The sequence below is a fragment of the Spirosoma gilvum genome, from assembly GCF_054776815.1.
Map to the genome: position 1 here is coordinate 140,160 of NZ_BAAHBH010000006.1, position 17,829 is coordinate 157,988.

12 protein-coding genes are annotated in these 17,829 nt (G+C 50.0%); 5 read left to right on the forward strand and 7 right to left on the reverse strand.

Features of this window, described 5'->3' with window-relative positions:
- Window positions 1–99: 99 nt before the first annotated feature.
- Both ACYVFD_RS17110 and ACYVFD_RS17115 read left to right on the forward strand, forming a co-directional pair.
- Complete coding sequence (locus tag ACYVFD_RS17110; protein ID WP_461091490.1) at window positions 100–858, forward strand: hypothetical protein; 759 nt, start codon at window positions 100–102, stop codon at window positions 856–858.
- 42 nt (window positions 859–900) lie between these two features.
- Window positions 901–2,163, forward strand: a complete 1,263-nt coding sequence (locus ACYVFD_RS17115) for a nucleotide sugar dehydrogenase (RefSeq protein WP_461091491.1) — start codon at window positions 901–903, stop codon at window positions 2,161–2,163.
- Between the two features lie 46 nt (window positions 2,164–2,209).
- Here ACYVFD_RS17115 and ACYVFD_RS17120 read toward each other — a convergent pair whose 3' ends face one another.
- The 6 genes from ACYVFD_RS17120 to ACYVFD_RS17145 form a co-directional block, all read right to left on the reverse strand.
- On the reverse strand, window positions 2,210–2,911 hold the full coding sequence (locus ACYVFD_RS17120) for a VIT1/CCC1 transporter family protein (protein ID WP_461091492.1): 702 nt from the start codon (window positions 2,909–2,911) through the stop codon (window positions 2,210–2,212).
- Between the two features lies 1 nt (window position 2,912).
- The gene (locus ACYVFD_RS17125; RefSeq protein ID WP_461091493.1) at window positions 2,913–4,133 is read right to left on the reverse strand and encodes an efflux RND transporter periplasmic adaptor subunit; all 1,221 of its coding nucleotides are present in this window, start codon (window positions 4,131–4,133) and stop codon (window positions 2,913–2,915) included.
- A gap of 65 nt (window positions 4,134–4,198) precedes the next feature.
- Window positions 4,199–8,689: a CusA/CzcA family heavy metal efflux RND transporter gene (locus ACYVFD_RS17130; RefSeq protein WP_461091494.1), complete on the reverse strand. Its 4,491-nt coding sequence runs from the start codon at window positions 8,687–8,689 to the stop codon at window positions 4,199–4,201.
- 222 nt (window positions 8,690–8,911) lie between these two features.
- Window positions 8,912–9,247 (reverse strand): hypothetical protein, encoded by a 336-nt coding sequence (locus tag ACYVFD_RS17135; RefSeq protein ID WP_461091495.1) that lies wholly within the window; start codon window positions 9,245–9,247, stop codon window positions 8,912–8,914.
- 149 nt (window positions 9,248–9,396) lie between these two features.
- On the reverse strand, window positions 9,397–9,822 hold the full coding sequence (locus tag ACYVFD_RS17140) for a LytTR family transcriptional regulator DNA-binding domain-containing protein (RefSeq protein WP_461091496.1): 426 nt from the start codon (window positions 9,820–9,822) through the stop codon (window positions 9,397–9,399).
- 160 nt (window positions 9,823–9,982) lie between these two features.
- Window positions 9,983–11,581: a glycoside hydrolase family 32 protein gene (locus tag ACYVFD_RS17145; RefSeq protein ID WP_461091497.1), complete on the reverse strand. Its 1,599-nt coding sequence runs from the start codon at window positions 11,579–11,581 to the stop codon at window positions 9,983–9,985.
- A gap of 367 nt (window positions 11,582–11,948) precedes the next feature.
- On the opposite strand from ACYVFD_RS17145, the gene ACYVFD_RS17150 reads away from it, so the two are divergent.
- Complete coding sequence (locus ACYVFD_RS17150; RefSeq protein WP_461091498.1) at window positions 11,949–12,968, forward strand: ankyrin repeat domain-containing protein; 1,020 nt, start codon at window positions 11,949–11,951, stop codon at window positions 12,966–12,968.
- 9 nt (window positions 12,969–12,977) lie between these two features.
- Window positions 12,978–13,661 carry a DUF1963 domain-containing protein gene (locus ACYVFD_RS17155; RefSeq protein ID WP_461091499.1) on the forward strand — a complete coding sequence of 228 codons (684 nt, stop codon included), beginning with the start codon at window positions 12,978–12,980 and terminating at the stop codon, window positions 13,659–13,661.
- 80 nt (window positions 13,662–13,741) lie between these two features.
- Here ACYVFD_RS17155 and ACYVFD_RS17160 read toward each other — a convergent pair whose 3' ends face one another.
- Window positions 13,742–14,452, reverse strand: coding sequence for a YciE/YciF ferroxidase family protein (locus ACYVFD_RS17160; RefSeq protein ID WP_461091500.1), 711 nt, complete (start codon window positions 14,450–14,452; stop codon window positions 13,742–13,744).
- Between the two features lie 636 nt (window positions 14,453–15,088).
- Here ACYVFD_RS17160 and ACYVFD_RS17165 point away from each other — a divergent pair.
- Window positions 15,089–17,824: a family 78 glycoside hydrolase catalytic domain gene (locus tag ACYVFD_RS17165; protein WP_461091501.1), complete on the forward strand. Its 2,736-nt coding sequence runs from the start codon at window positions 15,089–15,091 to the stop codon at window positions 17,822–17,824.
- Window positions 17,825–17,829: the final 5 nt, after the last annotated feature.

The window sequence follows — 17,829 nt, forward strand, 5'->3', positions numbered from 1 at the left end:
AAGCTATTCTTGCTATAAACATTCGGCCGTATCGGGGTCGAACTCGTTCTATATATCATTTCAGACTAATTTGCAGGCTCATTTATACTATGCTTGCCAATGAATGTCTTCCTGTTGAAAGTAACCCTGATGCCTTCGGTAATCGCGTTGATTACGCTGGCAGCCCGAAAATGGGGCAATCAATGGGGAGGACTAATTGGGAGTATGCCCTGGGTCGCCGGGCCAATTCTGCTGTTTTTTATACTAGAGCAAGGCAAGGATTTTGGCGTTCGTTCCATTCAGGGGGCGATGACGGGAATTATGGCGCTGATCGCTTTTTGTTATAGCTATTCAGCCTTATCCCGAAGCCTTACCTGGTTGCCTACGTTGTTGCTTTCGTACCTGATTTATACGGCTACTGCCTTGTTGTTCAAGTATTTGAATCTGAATTTGTGGATTGGGTATGGTCTGGTTATAGGCTCCGTATTTTTATCGCTCTGGACTTTTCCCCAGCCGCCCGCAAAGCCCGTTCAGGCCCGTCGGTTACCGTTCGACATTCCGATTCGGATGCTGGTGGCTACGTTATTTGTGCTGGTCATTACTGGTTTAGCCAATCTACTCGGCCCAACCTGGAGCGGTATTTTAACGCCTTTCCCCATTCTAACATCCATTCTAGCTATTTTTTCACATACGTTGCAAGGTAGTCAGGCCACTATTCTGACCTTGCGTGGACTGGTAATGGGCTTGTTGGGATTCACCACTTTTCTGTTTCTACAGGCGTTTTTGCTCAGAGAGTTTTCAATTGCTGTGGCCTTCGAAATCGGTTTTGTGATCAATGCACTGATCAATCTGGTCGCCGGTCGGATATGGAAAGTTTGAAAAAAAACTGCCCAATTTGTATAATGGGCTGGCGTACGAATTATGCATACATCAGACAAAATCGGGATCATTGGATTAGGCTATGTTGGGCTACCATTGGCTGTTGCCTTTGCCCGGAACTATGCGGTCATTGGCTATGATATCGATCGGGAGCGTATTCAGCAGTTGCAGCAAGGCAATGACGTAACGTTTGCTCTGAAGAAAGAGGAAATAGACTGCGCTGAAAATCTAACCTTCAGTATCGAAATAGCTGATCTGTCGAGCTGTAAGGTTTTCGTCATCACGGTTCCTACACCCATCGATGAGTTTAAAAAGCCGGATCTAAGCTATTTACTGAGTGCGTCGACCGCTGTCGGTAAGCTGTTGAAGAAGGGCGACACCGTTATTTACGAATCGACCGTGTATCCGGGCTGTACTGAAGACGATTGCGTACCCGTTTTGGAACGAACCAGCCAACTGGTTTACAATCAGGATTTTTTTTGTGGCTATTCGCCCGAACGAATCAGTCCTGGTGATAGCGAGCGAACACTCACGAAGATTCGGAAACTAACATCGGGTTCGACACCAGAGGCTGCCACTTTTGTCGACCAGCTATACGGTTCAATTATAGACGCCGGAACCTATAAAGCGCCTTCCATAAAAGTCGCCGAAGCCGCTAAAGCGATCGAAAACGCCCAGCGTGATATAAACATTTCGTTTGTCAATGAGTTGGCGCTCATTTTCGACCGAATGGGCATCGATACGAATGAGGTATTGGAAGCTGCCCGTACCAAATGGAATTTTCTGCCGTTTAGGCCAGGCTTAGTGGGAGGACACTGCATCGGCGTTGATCCGTATTATCTGGTACACAAAGCGCAGAGTCTGGGATATTACCCTCAGGTGATTGCTTCCGGGCGGCTCGTGAATGATGGCATGGGCTTGTTTATCGCCAAAAAGATTCTCAAGAAATTGATTGGTAATGGCGTCTTGATTCACAGGAGCAGAGCCCTTATTCTGGGGATTACATTTAAAGAAAATTGCCCCGATACTCGTAATACAAAAGTGGTGGATGTATACCGCGAACTGACCGACTTTGGCGTGCCGGTCGACGTATATGATCCGTGGGCTTCTCCGCAAAAGGTGGCCCAGGAGTATAGCATTGATCTGATCGCAACTATCGGGCAAACCTACGATGCCATCATCCTCGCAGTTGCCCATCGGCAATTTCTGACGCTGGACATCCAACGTCTGAAAAAAGACGAAACCTCCATTGTCTTCGATGTTAAATCCGTACTGGATAAATCATTAACCGATATGCGACTATAGTAGGCCAGTATCCCTGAATAAAACCGGTTCGTTTATGCTGACCTTGTTAGCTGAAAAAATGGGCGACGCCAAACGCAGCGGCTGCCGCTAAGGCTCCGATCAACGTCACTTTAAACGCTCCGGCAATCGGTGGTTGCCCCGTTGCACTGCCCTTGAAATAGCCGAAAATAAACAGGCAGATCAGGGTCGATACGCAGGAATAGATCAGGGCCAAAGCAGGCGGATTGATGAAAAAATAAGGGGCTAATGGAATCAGTCCACCGGCTATGTAAGCTGAGCCAATGGTCAAGGCGCTTTTGGTAGCCCGGTTTGGATCGGGTTGGTCGAGGCCTAGTTCATATTTCATCATAAAGTCAATCCACTTGGTTTTGTCCTTCGCCAGCTCGTCGGCAATGACGGCCTGAAGAGCAGGACTGAGCCCCATTTCGGCAAACACCTCGCGCACTTCTTCTTTTTCGCGTTCTGGAACGGTTTCCACTTCGCGCTCTTCCCGCCGACGTTCGGAGGCATAGTGGTCGGCTTCGGTACGGCCGGCCAGATACCCGCCTAAGCCCATGGCAATGGAACCCGCTACGATTTCGGCAATGCCTGCCGTTACGACCAGCGACGAATTCGCCACGGCTCCACTTAGTCCAGCCGCCAGGGCAAAGGGAACGGTAAGACCATCCGACATGCCAATCACTATATCGGAAATGAAATCAGAGCTTTGCAGGTGCTCTTCCTGATGATGGAGATGTAAGTCGGCCATGCTATTCTTCTTCGCTATTGTTAAGCTTTGCCAGCAAATTATACGCCCCCTTCAAAACCAAGGGGCTTTTTTGTGGGTCAATCTCAGCAGGAAGCGTCACGGCTACATACCCCCCTTCGCGAATCCCCGTTTTTACTTCTGTTTGCTGGAATACATAACCAGCTTTTAACCGTTTCTCAAGTGCGTAGACATACGATTTGCCCGCAAAATTAACCACGGCCGATTCGGGTAAAGTCGTGAGTTGTTGCGCGCTGACAGCCACCTGTGCGGTTGCATAACTGCCGGGGATAAAATCGCTGGACTGCCCCTTCGGGTGAACCAGCACAGGAACGGTTCGGTTGGTGGCAATGGATTTGCCAATCAGGAAAATAGAGCCTTTATGCGGAAACGAACTGACCTGACGGCTTGTATCGCCACCCAGTGCAAAGCGGACAGGCTGCCCAATGTGGATCTGGCTCAGGTCTTTCTCGAAAATACTCAACTGTAGGTGCATGTGGCTGATGTCGGTCAATTGCACAATAATATCGGCAGGGTTGACAAAACGACCGTTATTGACGGGTACATCGGTCACAAATCCCGAAACGGGCGAAGGAATTGTAATCGTTCGGGTGAGTTGCTCGGGTGTCAGAGTAGCCGGGTTGATGTGTAGCATACTTAACCGCTGCCCCAAGCCTGCCAACTGAGCCTGTAAGCTTTGCCGGTTGGCTTTGGTTTGCTGGAACACTTTCAGCGCGGCTACATTCTCACGACTGAGTTCCAGTTGTCGGGCATATTCTACATCGGCGTAGTCAAGTTTGGCTTTTGTGTCCAGATAATCCTGCTGAAGCTGAACGTATTCGGGGTTCTCGAGTACGACCAGCGGTTGCCCTTTGCGAATCCGCATACCGGGTTCAAGCTGTATTTTTCGGATGTATCCACCGACCGGTACCGATACCGATACTTCATTTTGAGCGGGCACTTCCAGTATACCTGTTACTTTCAGGTTCGTCTGCATGGACCGGGATTCAGGTTGGCCCAACTGAATTTCGGCCATGTTGTATTGCGCCTGCGTTAGGGTCACCTGAACCGGGCCCGTTGCTTCCGACTGTGTCGAATCGGCTGGGGGAGACTGATTGTCAGTAGTGCTTTCTGAGCTGGATTGGCAACTAAATACCAGAAGTGTTCCCGTCAGGAACACAGGAAGTAATAATGTATAGGATAAAATATTGCGTTGCGTATTCATGCAAAGAGATCGTGAAATGGCCATGTGATGGTAAAAAGGAAATCCAGATACTGAGGTAAACAGCGCTAGGGCATACCGGCCAGATAGCCCAGGTACAACACCGATTGGTCGTATTGATAAAGTATATCAAGGTGACTTAACCGGATGTTCAAAGCTTGCTGGAGAGCCAGCGAATATTCAACATAGCCAATGTCACCCCCACTGAAGGCCCGTTGCGCCTGATTCTGAATGAGCTGGGCCTGAGCCAAGCCTGTTTGTTCGTAATAGACCAGGGCATTGCGGTATTGGTTGTACTGAGCTACGGCCTTCGTTACCTGCTGTTGGAGAGCTGTCTGCTGCATCTGTAGTTCCTTTTGCGCCAGTTGTTCTCCAACCCGAGCTGCTTCGACCCGCGCCCGACCGGCTCCGCTAAGCAAGGGGAAGGTGAGGCCGACCTGCCCCCCCTGAAACCGATACCCCGGCCCAAAATACAACTCCTGCCCATCGATAAGCTGGTTGCCCGTTAAGGTCTGGGAGAAAAAACCAACCAGAAAATCGGGCTTTAATCGGGCCTGTTCAACCAATCGACTCTGCTCGGCGATCTGGATTTGTTGCTGCAATTGGCGGATCAATGGGTTCTGCGCCAATAATGAGCTATCAGTTGGCAATGTAAGGGTAAGCTTAGGTAATGGTTGATTGGGTAAGCTTACCGGCTCCTGCCGAAGCAACAGGGTTTGAAAACGAGTTTGTGCATCAATTTGAGCCGCCTGATTTTGAGCTAGTTTCACTCGTTGGTCAGCCAGTTGACTTTCGGCCGTTGCTTTTTCCAGCGTATTGGTTTCGCCTACTCGTAACCGAACCGTTGCGGCCTTAACGAAAGCGGTCAACAACGTGTCCTGCTGCTGAAAGAGCCGGTTTCGCTGAGCCAGATAGAGCAGGTCATAGTACGTTTGTTTTACCTGAAACACTACATCGTTGCGCGTTACCTGAGCTGTTGCCTGCCTGCCCGAAACGGTCTGGTCGTTTAGCTTTGCCATCCGTTGCATCAGCGTTGGGTTCGGAATGGTCTGTGTCAGGGTCAGGTTGTTATCAAACCGTCGACTATTGTATTGCCCCAGTATCAACATAGCCGATAGGCGACCCGGATCGTAAGCCGTTCGTCGAAGGGCCTGCTGCTGATTGATACTCAACTCAGCGATCTGAACCTGCGCGTTGCGAGTAGTAGCCTGCTGAATGGCCTGCTCCAATGTTATCAGTTGTGGAACCTGTGCCCGTGCCGTTTGGGAAACGCAAAGGCCACTTGCCAGCAAGAACAGTAGGATGCTCGTTGCCGGAATCGATTTCGCACCTTTTTCGACAGCTTTCTTCTCGCGTTCAATTGATTTCTTCTCCGAAAACGAATACAGGATTGGGATAATCAGGAGTGTCAGCAGGGTGGCTGTCAATAACCCACCAATAACAACGGTGGCCAGTGGCTTTTGTACTTCGGCTCCTGCTGAGTTGGAGAGCGCCATGGGAATAAAGCCAAAGGACGCCACTAGGGCTGTCATTACTACCGGACGTAACCGAACTTCGGCACCCCGCCGGATAATTTCCGTCAAATCCGTTAGCCCTTCATCGTGACGAAGCCGGTTAAATTCTGCAATGAGTACAATGCCGTTTAAGACTGATACTCCGAATAACGCGATAAACCCGACACCGGCCGAAATACTAAACGGCATATCCCGTATCAGTAAGGCGAATACACCACCGATAGCGGCCAGTGGAATAGCCATAAAAATCAGCAGACTTTGTCGAATCGAGTTGAAGGTAAAGAACAGCAACGCAAAAATGAGTCCCAGCGCCACGGGAACCGCAATGCCCAGTCGACGCTTGGCATCGACCAGGTTCTCAAACTGACCGCCGTACGTAACTGAGTAACCTGGTGGAAGCTTGATTTGCCGGCCTACCTTTTGCTGTAGCTCGGTCACGATACTTTCGACATCCCGCCCACGAACGTTGAAACCCAGTGTAATCCGGCGGTGGGTATTATCGCGCTGAATCTGGTTAGGAGCCTGTTGCATGCTTACCTGCGCTACTTGTGAAAGGGGAATCTGCTGAGTCATTCCGTTCGGGCCGGGGGGCGTTGCTACGTATAAATTTTGAACATCTTCGATACGCTGACGTTTGTCGGCGGCCAGCCTGACTACCAGATCAAACCGTTTTTCGCCTTCAAATACCTGCCCGGCCGATTGCCCGGCAAAGGCGGTGTTGATGGTTCGGTTCACATCAACTACGTTCAGGCCAAACCGGGCCAGTTTGGATCGGTCGAGCTGAATCTGGATTTGAGCCAGTCCGGCTACCTGCTCCACGTACAGGTCTTTAGCGCCATTGATGGTTCGAATAATACGTCCTACCTGCCCGGCCAGCCGTTCGAGTTGAGCTAAATCGTCGCCGTAAATTTTTACCCCAACATCCTGACGAGCCCCTGTCATCAATTCGTTGAAACGCATCTGTACAGGTTGCTGAAAGCCAAACGTAACGCCAGGAATCACCGAGAGCGCTTCTGCCATTTTATTGGCCAGCTCGTCACGGGTGGTGGCCGAGGTCCATTGGTCTTTGGGCTTTAGAATAATCATCTGATCGGCGGCTTCAATGGCCATTGGGTCAGTGGGAATTTCGCCGGAGCCGATTTTAGCGACCACCTGTTCCACCTCAGGAAACTGTTTTAGCAGAATCCGTTCGGCTTTCAGGGTAGCATCGACCGTTTCAGATAGCGAACTACCGGTAAGTGTACGGGTATCGACCGCAAAATCGCCCTCATCAAGTTGTGGGATAAATTCACCACCCATGCGTGTAAACAGAAAAGCCGCAACCGTCAGCATGGCTATAGCACTCCCCAGAACGAGTATTCGATGCCGAAGCGCCCACAGCAGTACCGGCTCATAAAAGCGATGCAGCCGTTTCATAAGCTTATCGGAGAACGATTCTTTGTGCTCCACATTCTTGCTGAGCAGCAGAGCCGAAATCATCGGCACATAGGTTAGCGAGAGGATGAAAGCGCCCAGAATGGCAAAGGCGACCGTTAAGGCCATCGGACGGAACATCTTGCCTTCGATACCCGAAAGGGCCAGAATCGGTAGGTACACGATCAGGATAATAATTTCGCCAAAGGCAGCCGACGACCGTATCCGACTGGCCGAGCCAAACACTTCATCGTCCATCTCCTTTTGGGAGCGAGGAGTGAGGAGCGAGGAGTGAGGAGGTAATGAGGGGGCTGTCGTTTCTTGTCTCAGCAACTCCTCGCTCCTCGCTCCTCGCTCCGCACTCCTTTTAGCCAAATGGTGCAAGGTCGCTTCTACGATAATGACGGCACCATCCACAATCAAGCCGAAGTCGATAGCCCCCAGGCTCATCAGGTTGCCCGACACATTAAACAGGTTCATCATCGAAATGGCAAACAGCAGGGCTAGTGGAATAACGGAAGCGACCACCACACCTGCCCGCCAGTTGCCCAGGAGTAGAACCAGCACAATAATAACGATGATGGCTCCTTCCAGTAAGTTTCGTTCGACGGTACTGATGGCGCTGTTTACCATCTTGGTCCGGTCCAGAAACGGAATGATCTGTACACCCTCCGGTAAGGTTTTTTGAATCTCAGCGATTTTGGCTTTCACCTCTTTGATCACTTCCGACGAATTCCCCCCTTTAATCATCATCACAATAGCCCCAACCGTTTCACCCTGCCCATTGCGCGTGACAGCCCCGTACCGTACGGCCGAACCTGTACCAATCTGGGCTATATCACGCACCCGAACGGGCAACCCCTGACTATTTAGTTTGACCATGATGTTGCCAATGTCGTCAGTCGACCCGATTAGTCCATTGGCCCGGATAAAATACGCGTTGGGTTTCTGGTCGATATAGGCCCCGCCGGTGTTCTGATTGTTCTGCTGAAGGGCTGTAAACAGATCATTAATCGTGATGCCGTAACTACGGAGACGGTCTGGGTCGATGGCGATTTCGTACTGTTTCATCAGTCCCCCGAAACCACTGACATCGGCTACTCCCGGCGTTCCGAGTAGTCCACGGCGGATAATCCAGTCCTGGATTGTTCGCAGATCGCTGAGCGAATAACGGTTTTCGTAGCCTTTTTTCGGGACGACGGTGTACTGGAAAATTTCACCCAGCCCTGTCGTAACAGGTGCTAACGTGGGTGTACCAACACCCGGGGGAATCTGGGTGGTTACCGCTACCAGTCGTTCCGCAATTTGCTGACGGGCCCAGTACACATCCGTAGCATCGGTAAAAACAACCGTAACGATGGACAGGCCGAAGCGGGAAAACGACCGGATTTCGATCAGGCCCGGAATGTTGGATAGCCCGACTTCGACCGGAAACGTGACCAGCCGTTCAATATCTTCGGCCGCCAGCGATGGGCTGCTGGTGATGATCTGAACCTGGTTGTTAGTAATGTCGGGTACGGCATCGATAGGCAATTGGGTTGCCGACCAGCCTCCCCAGACGATCAGGGCCAGGGTGAAGAGGCCAATAATTAACTTATTATGGATCGAGAAATGAATAATCGCATTCAGCATTGCTACTCAAGGATCGTAAGCCAGCTATAATCAGTTGGGGAGCCGTTGTCAATCGCAGATGGATTGGTCAATGGGAACGACTCGCCCGGAAATACGTGCAAGAATACATCCGCCTGAATCAATTTTACCGATTGATCAAAAGCGTAAGAAGAACCACAAAATGGAGAGAGAACTACCGGAAGTAACCCGTTTGGACATACTACGGCCTACAGATACGCAAGCCTAGCGTCGAGGTGGATTAATTAGCGACGAAACGCTCAAAAACGAATAGAGGTTGGCGTACCGAAAACAAGCCGACCGGGCCAGTAAAAGAACAGCTAAGGAAGCAATAACAAACAACAGAAAGGGGGTTGGGGAGCAGACCGGAATCGTGTGGCCAACCGCCGGAAGATTATGGTGGCTGTGATTGGGGTGTTTTTGATGCTCAGAATTGGCCCCGTAGTGCATTTCCATAAAGTCGAGGAAACTCAAACCGGGCTGCAGTTGCCGATGTTCGCGGTAATGCTGGGCCAGATCGACAAATCGGCTAAACTGATCAACGCCAAAACTAGGAAGCAAACTGCTTCCCGTTATCAGCAATGCCAGTATAAGAGCAACCACCGACCTCATAAATCCTGCCTAACCCGTTTATGGGGTTTAACGTAAAGTTGGTCAGAAAGTTTAATGCCCCCAAGAAAGGGGGCTAATTTAGAAGTAATCCAGGCTTCTTATGAATTCCGCAGGATAGTAGTAGGTACTAACTTCTCAAGCACCTGACGAATCCGTCTACGGGAAATACGAGTTGTATATCCATCGATCAAACTCACCTCAAGTGTTATGTTGTCCGGGTGTTTGATTTTGTGGACGAACTGTGGATTGATCATCTCGGATTTATGAATCCGGACAAAATCGGTAAGCTGATCTTCAAACCGTTTGAGTGTCTGGGCGATCAGGATTGGTTTTGCTTGTTCGGTCAAATAAACCCAACTGTAGTTCCCGAACCCCATCAGGCGAATGATGGAACTATGGGCTATAGGTCGCGGTAGGCCGGGCAGGCGAATCTGGTTCGACCGATTGACCACCGCTCTCGGTGTAATGGGAAAATGTCTATTTCTGCTAGTAGTGGGAAGTGTGTCCTTGTCAAGCACCTGCATACAATGTCTGTAAATATCGAAAATGCTGAAAGGCCTGGCTGATGAAGAGTCCAACCTTTCATGGATCGATATAAAGACGAGAAAAAGTCAGGATGTAACGGATGAAAATCTCTTTTCTCAAATTTGTCTTATCCAATCAGCTTTTATCTATAAACTCAGGTTATAAGCCGGTACCTACCGAAGGGGCAAGTCGGGTATAGGTTAGGGCCGGAATCGATAGGCCACTGACCGATTTTATCGTCAGTTTGTTCATTGGCTTATCGGGAAAAATTATATCGGTCATCACGGTCAGGCCACCATCGGCAAATAGCTCCACCGAAGCAACATCGACCAATAGCGTGAGCGACAAGGTAGCCTCCGTCGACAGCCGAGGGGCCGTATGTCGTTTGCCAAAGCCTTTTTCGAAGTCAATTTTTCCTGATCGGCTCCGGTCGATGTAGTACGACTTTGCTGATTTGTCGTAGCCAATACTTAACTCGTTGCCCTGCTCATTTGCCAGCACAATCGAAAAATCGTTCGCAGGCTGAGCCGTCAGGTTCAGTCGGAATAGCCCGGAAGCGTTCTTTGCCTTGCTGGTCAGGTCATATTCGCCTTTAACGGAGACATTCTTTTCAGTAAAACTTTGGCCGTTCAGGACATTCAGTTCGCTTATGGGTGTTGAGGTAAGGTAGAGCTCCTTGTTAACTTCCTTCAATTGAAGCGAACGCGGAACCGTTGTCGCACTACGCCAGGCCGACGTGGGCACCACCTGGGCATACTGCCAGTTGCTCATCCAACCCATCAGAATGGTGCGATTGGCTGTATTGGAGAACGTAACGCCCGCGTAATTGTCGGTACCGTAATCCATCCATTTCGTTTGTGTCGAATAGGGTTTGAATGTCTTTCCATCGAAATCGCCCACAAAATACTGAGTGGCTGATCCGCCGTTGGGGCCACCCGGATTGATGCTCACCAGCAATACCCAGACTTTTTTGCCCTTATGCTCGAGTGAGAGTAGGTCCGGACATTCCCAAACACCCCCGTGCGCGCCCACATTGCTGCCAAACTCGCTTTCCTTTGACCATTTTTTGAGGTCGGGCGATGAGAAAAACGTAACCCGATCTTTGGTTGCCAGGGTCATAATCCATTTCTTCTGCGGCTCGTACCAACGCACTTTAGGATCTCTGAAGTCGACAATTCCCGGATTTTGTAAGACCGGATTACCGGCATATTTCGTCCAGGTTTTGCCCTCATCAAGACTATAGGCGATACTCTGGTATTGAAATTTGTCTGACTTTTTCTTTTCCAGATCGGGGTTGTGGTGGGTGAAGATGGCAACCAGCGGAGTTTTGCCGTTTTTCCCAAATCCACTGGTATTATGGATGTCGACTACGGCACTGCCCGAGAAGATATAGCCGAGCTTGTCGGGGTAGAGGGCAATTGGTTTCTCCTGCCAATGTACCATGTCTTTGCTGGTAGCATGACCCCAGTGCATCGGCCCCCATTTGGTGTCGTTGGGGTAGTATTGAAAAAACAGGTGATAGGTGCCGTTGAGGTATACCATCCCGTTGGGGTCGTTCATCCAGTGAGCTTTGGGTGAGAAGTGGTATTGAGGCCGATAGAGCTCTGGCGCTTTAGATGACTGGTTCTGACTGAAGAGTTGATGCCCAAAAAGTGCGAGCGCAATGACTATACAAAACCGGATGGAAAGCTTGCGGAAGTTATAGGCGTCTGAGAAGACTGGATAATGGAGTACAGATAATTCGTTCAGGATAGTCATGTCAACGGTTCGGGGTTTGAGATAAGCAAAGATAAGCGGCACTACTTTTATCCAACCGTTCCTGTTAATTATTGATTGAGAGCTGCCTGTAGCACACTCAGGCTCACTCCTTATTCAATCCTGCTTTTCGAGGAGATTTCCACTGCGTACTCTTGTACTGTAAATGCAATCGTTAAACTTTTCCTTTTACAGAAAAATTAGGTGTGAATTTGTCATTCCGACCGGAGGGAGGAATCTCAAGGTTGCCTTATTGGGACGTTGAGATTCCTCCCTCCGGTCGGAATGACAAATTCACACACTTATTGATCGAATAATAAACGTTTAAACAGCCTCAATCTTAACGGACTGGAAATTAGCCGCCTTCTCCATGAAACTAATTACGAACCTCAACTGGACAATACTTGGCGTAGGCATACTCCTGCTAGCCTATGTGCTGATTAGTAAGAAGTCGTTCGGTTCTGACCCGGCCGGGCAAGGACTGGGCGAAGCGTATTCGTTCTTCGGACTGATCATCCTGGTTGTGTTGCTGCTCGCCAATTTCCTGCCTTTCAACTGGGTACGCATTACCATTTTTGTCATCCTGTGCCTGCCAATGATCAGTGCATTGCCCCAATTGGGTTTGCGGTTATTTTCGGCAGGTAAAGAGGTCGATATAGCTCAAAAACGATTCAACGGTACGTACTATTTTACGGACAAGCCCCGTCAGGAACTGGCCAAAGCAATTGCAGCCCACGATGTAGAACAGGTACGCAGTCAGTTACAGTCGCCGATCACTAACCTGAATGAACCCGGAACGGATCATGTTACGCTATTGGATTTTGCTGCTATGACTGCCGCTGCGCATACGGACGACTCCGTTTCGATTGCTATTCTTTCGACCCTGATGGACAAAGGCGCTACGCTGGAAACGACCGATGCACTTCACACCCCTGCCCATGTACGGATAAGCCGGGGATGCACCCCAACCCTGCTGGAGTGGTTGCTGAAAAAAGGTGCGAACCCCAATGCCCGTGACCCCGAAAACGAGTATGCCCCAATGCTCTTTTCGACCATGACTTCCTATACGGGGAATGCGACTGAGAAAGTAAAATTGCTTCTAACCTACGGAGCCGATCTAAACAGTTTGTATCCACCACAGGCCCGTAGCTGGCTGGCGGGGCATACGGCGCTTCAGGCGGCTGCCCGGCAGGAGTTTTGGGAGATTTGCCAGATTCTACTGGAGAAAGGAGCAGACCCTTTCCGGGAAGGACCTCAACAGTTTGTCTTTACCAAGTTTGTCGCGCATCAGGCCGCGCTCCATACGCAGATGGGCACACAAAACGAGTCGTTTACAGCTATGCAGCAGACATTACAGATCGTGATCGATCGGGCAAGAACGAAAAAATAGACGTTGACAATGAATCAGAAAGCGTTTCGGGAGGCTGTGGGCCGTAAGGCGATTCGGATGAAAGTAGGTGGGTTTCGACCTGTCGATCAACCGGAGGCATCGTGGTTTGGGAAGGTGTTGCTGGCTGGGGCTAATGAGCAATGGCCTGTATCAAATGGGAAACCCATGCGGGCACTTTGCCAGATTAACCTACAGGTGTTCCCGTTTAAGCCAGAGCTGGTACAGGACCTGGCGTTTATAACCTTGTTTATCGACGCGAACGACATTCCTGATCCAGCCGATAAAAATGGCACCTCCTGGTGCCTGAGAACCTATAAAACGCTTACTGAGTTGGTGCCGCTTCCGCAACTTGCCGACTCGTCAGGTATCAAACCGTTTCAAATGATGCCCGAAGTCATTGATGCCGACTATCCAATGCTGGACGACTGCCCAGTTCCGATTCCGGCACGACTGGATGAAGATGAGTACCCAGAGCGGTTTCCCAATGCAGAAGGTATTAAGATTGGCGGATGGCCTACACTAGTCCAAAGCGAAATTTTCTGGGAAGTCAGTACGCCGTTGAATCCGCAGTTTGCCTTTCAGATCGACAGCGTAGAAAAAGCTCATTGGCAATGGGGCGATCATGGAGTCGCGTATTTTGGCCGAAGCCTGGAAAATAGCGACGACTGGTCGTTTTCGTGGCAGTGTCTTTAAAACGGTAGAGGTTGGCCATCGCGTGAATTACTCGCGCATCGGCCAACCTCTACCACTACCTGCGAAACCTGAAACAAAAATTAATACCCGATAACGCTACCCGACGTGGACTCATTGGATAGACCAGTCATGCCACGGTTCGAATCGGCATACCGGGTGCCATCCGGGTTGACGATGCTGTCGCTGGTATTGTCCCGGTCCGAATAATTCATAGAGGAGTTCATATCCGACGAATCCCCGTTCGATTCCCCTGCCGCCCGGTTGTTGACAAACGATTCAGCTAAAGTGGTTAATTTCTTATCGGCATTCTTCTCTTCATCCAACGTTTGCTGGAGCAGACGAGCCGCTTCATGATAGCCCAGCACCTGGGCAAAGGTTACGGCCGAGCCATACGATGCAATTTCGTGGTGCTCGATCTTCTGACCGGCAATGATCAATCCGGCATCGCGGGTCAATGAACCTGAATCCGTATTGGAAACAACGCGCTGGGCATCGTCGACTAGGCCATCAATAGCATCGCAGGTGCCTTCGTCAGCATCAATGCCTATGCTGCTGAACACCTGCTCCAGTCGGGCCACCTGATTGCGGGTTTCCTGTTGGTGTTGTAGAAAAGCATTCCGTACTTCATCGGTTGATGAAGCATCTGCCTGCTCGCCCAGAGCATTGACAGCTTGCTTCTCGGCATAATAAATGTCTTTTAGTTCCGTAATAAACAGACTTTTAAGTCCTTCCTGCGTGTCGGTGTCCGTTCCTCCAAAAAAGTTAGCGATGCTTTCTCCAAATGTTGCCATGATTCTAATGGTTTTGTGATTAGCGATTGTTTTTCCTCTATTTATGCCAATTTCAGGCCAACTGCTGACAGTCTGAGTGTTATCTTTTTTAGAGAAAAACTAGTGTTTCTGTTTTTCTACAGAATAAGTAGATTATATCCACACCAGCCGCTTGCCGTTGGTTTGGATTATGGCTGTTATCAAATCATTACCGTTTTACGGTTGAAACGGGTTTACCGCTAGTTCACTTCCTCCTTTTGCCATTCTGCCCGGGTTCGGCATGGTCTAGCCAACGACGAAGCTCAATTTTGCATTACCAGATCGGGCACTCAAGGACTTGCTCTGGTAAATCGAACCGATAAACAACAAATCAATGAAACGGCTATTTAAAAAACTCATCACTAAATCCGTACGCCCGGCAAAGCGTCGGTTTTTTCAGGCACGCCAACAAGCCTGGTGGGGACACGAATGAGTCCCGCCAGGTCAATTCAAAACAGGAGTGGACGATTGGTATGGTTTATATGCGTGAGCGGAATAATCAGCCAGGTACTGTAATTAGTTAAGCAACTGAGTGATGAGAGTATGACCAGCTTAGTCTTTATAGATTGTGGGCTTTCGTAAGTCCTCTATATGGCGAGCTTTCAGATTACGATCATTATGATAAAATACCTGTTTTTTACCCTGTTTATGTTGCCAGGGTATCTGGTTTTCGGGCAGCTTTCTGTCCAGGATCTCACCTGCGAATACCTGGTTAACCCGTCCGTTGTGGATGAGACACAGCCTCGGCTTTCCTGGATCAATACGGCTTCAGTCAATCAGCGAGGGCAAGGCCAGACAGCCTATCAGATAAAAGTGGCGACAAGTCCAGCTGGTTTACAACACCCTGACCTGTGGGACAGTGGCAAGCTAACCAGCGATGCCTCCAGCCGGGTTTGGTATGCAGGGAAGGCGCTCCAGTCGCGGCAAAGTTGCTACTGGCAGGTACGTGTCTGGGACAAAGACAATAAACCCTCGTCCTGGAGTAAGGTGGCTAGCTGGCACATGGGCTTATTAGCCAAAAGCGATTGGAAAGCGGAGTGGATTGGTGCTCCCTGGCAGGGCGAAGAAGCGATTCCGAAGCCCAAAGGTGGACCCGCCGAACGGACGAAAATTCTGCCACCACCCGCTCCTCTGTTACGAAAAGCATTTACGACCACGAAGAAGATTAAGCGGGCAGTTGTGTACACAACGGGGCTGGGATATTTTGAATTTTACGTCAATGGACAAAAAGCTTCTGACGATTATCTGGTACCCAACCAGACTAACTATGGCAAGCGGCCTCAACTACCCGAAGCTCTGATTTCGCTACCCGATGAATTTCGGGCGTATCAGGTCATGTATCTGGCATATGACATTACTGCCCGACTCCGTGCGGGCAAGAACATGATCGGTGCTATTCTGGGGAATGGATTTTACAATGATCCCAAATTCTGGACGGCGTCGTATGGCTCTCCTCGATTCATTGCCCAACTCCACCTGACGTACGACGATGGCACCGAAGCGGTCATTGTATCGGATAAAAGCTGGAAAGCGGCTAAATCGGCTATTATCTCCGATCTGGTCTACGACGGTGAAATCTACGATGCCCGACAGGAACAACCCGACTGGTGTATGCCTTCGTATGATGATTCCAAATGGGAGTCGGTAGTTAATCGAAAAGCTCCCTATGGCGAGTTGGTGGCGCATACGGCTCCGGTGGATAAAATCACCAACGTGTATCAGCCCGTGAGCGTTGAAAAACTGGCCAATGGCAACTACAAAGTCATGTTTCCCGAAGAGATTTCGGGCTGGGTGCGGCTGAAAAATGTAACCGGTCCGGCGGGGCATACGATCAAAATGACCTTTAATGCCAACCAGTATTCGGGCGAAAATACGTACACCTTTAGCGGAAAGAAAGGTGAATCCTATGCTCCCCGCTTCAACTGGTTTGTGTTTAGCGGGGTAGAGATTAGCAACTGGCCGGGCGAACTGAAAGCGGAGAACATACAGGCCGAAGCGGTCAATACCGCCGTGACCGAGTCGGCTGTTTTTGAGACGTCGAATCAACTTTTCAATCAGATCAATACAATCTGGAAACGGTCGCAACTGGACAATATGCACGGAGGTATTGCTTCCGACTGTCCGCACCGGGAGCGTTCGGCCTATACGGGCGATGCACAGGTAGCCTGCCAGACGGTGATGCACAACTTCGATGTCAGGGCGTTCTATACCAAATGGATGCGGGATATTGTGAGCGCTCAGATTCCGGCGACGGGTTACGTACCGAATGGGGCTCCCTGGCAGCCGGGTTGTGGGGGAGGGGTAGCCTGGGGAGCGGCTGTGCAAATCATTCCCTGGGAGTTTTACCAGCAATACGGCGACAAAGACATGCTTGAACGAAGCTACGAAGGCATGTTAGGCTATATCCGGTATATGCAAACCTGGGTAAATGCTGAAGGGATCATGCATTCGCAGCGGACAGGCAAGGACGGCAAACCGCTTCAATGGTGGAATTTAGGTGAATGGGCTGGGCTCAAGACGATGCCGCCGAACGAACTGGTCCACACCTTTTATTTCTGGCTCTGTTCGGATATTACGGCCAAAACGGCGGCTGTTTTAGGTAAAACCGCCGAAGCAGCAACCTACAAAGCGCTAGCTGATAAAACCAGAGAAACCTTCCTGACAACTTTTTACGATCAGCAAAATGGCACTTTTGGTAAGTACGGAGCCAACATCTTTGCGCTGAAAATGGGTGTAAGGCCAGACCAATACCCGAGAGTGATTCAGGCATTGAAGAATGACATTGCCGAAGCGGGTGGGCATCTGGATACGGGTATTTTTGGCACGAGGTACTTCTTTGAGGTGCTGGCTGACAATGGGTTACAAGCCCTTGCCTATGAAGCTATGAACAAAACGACTGAACCTAGTTTTGGGCACTGGATCGCGCTGGGAAGTACTACCACCCGGGAAGAGTGGGATACGACCGGATCACACAATCACCCGATGTTTGGCGGTGGAATAAGCTGGTTCTACACCCGGCTGGCTGGCCTTCGATCTGATGATACCCAAACTGGTTACCGGCAGCTTATCGTCAAGCCCATGCCCGTTGCCGACCTGACGAGTGCCAAATACCTTACCGAAACACCGTATGGGAAAGCCGGAGTTGACTGGCGAAAAGGGACGTCCTTTACCATGACAGTCACGGTACCTGTTGGCAGTACGGCTAAAGTTTACATTCCGGCTGAAAAGGACCAAAAAATTACAGAAAGCAATCGGCCAATTCAGAATCGCGCTGATCTTAAATTGCTTACTGATGAGCCCGGTTATCAGGTTGTGAATGTTGGCAGTGGCCGGTATACGTTTACTGTGCAGTAAGATAG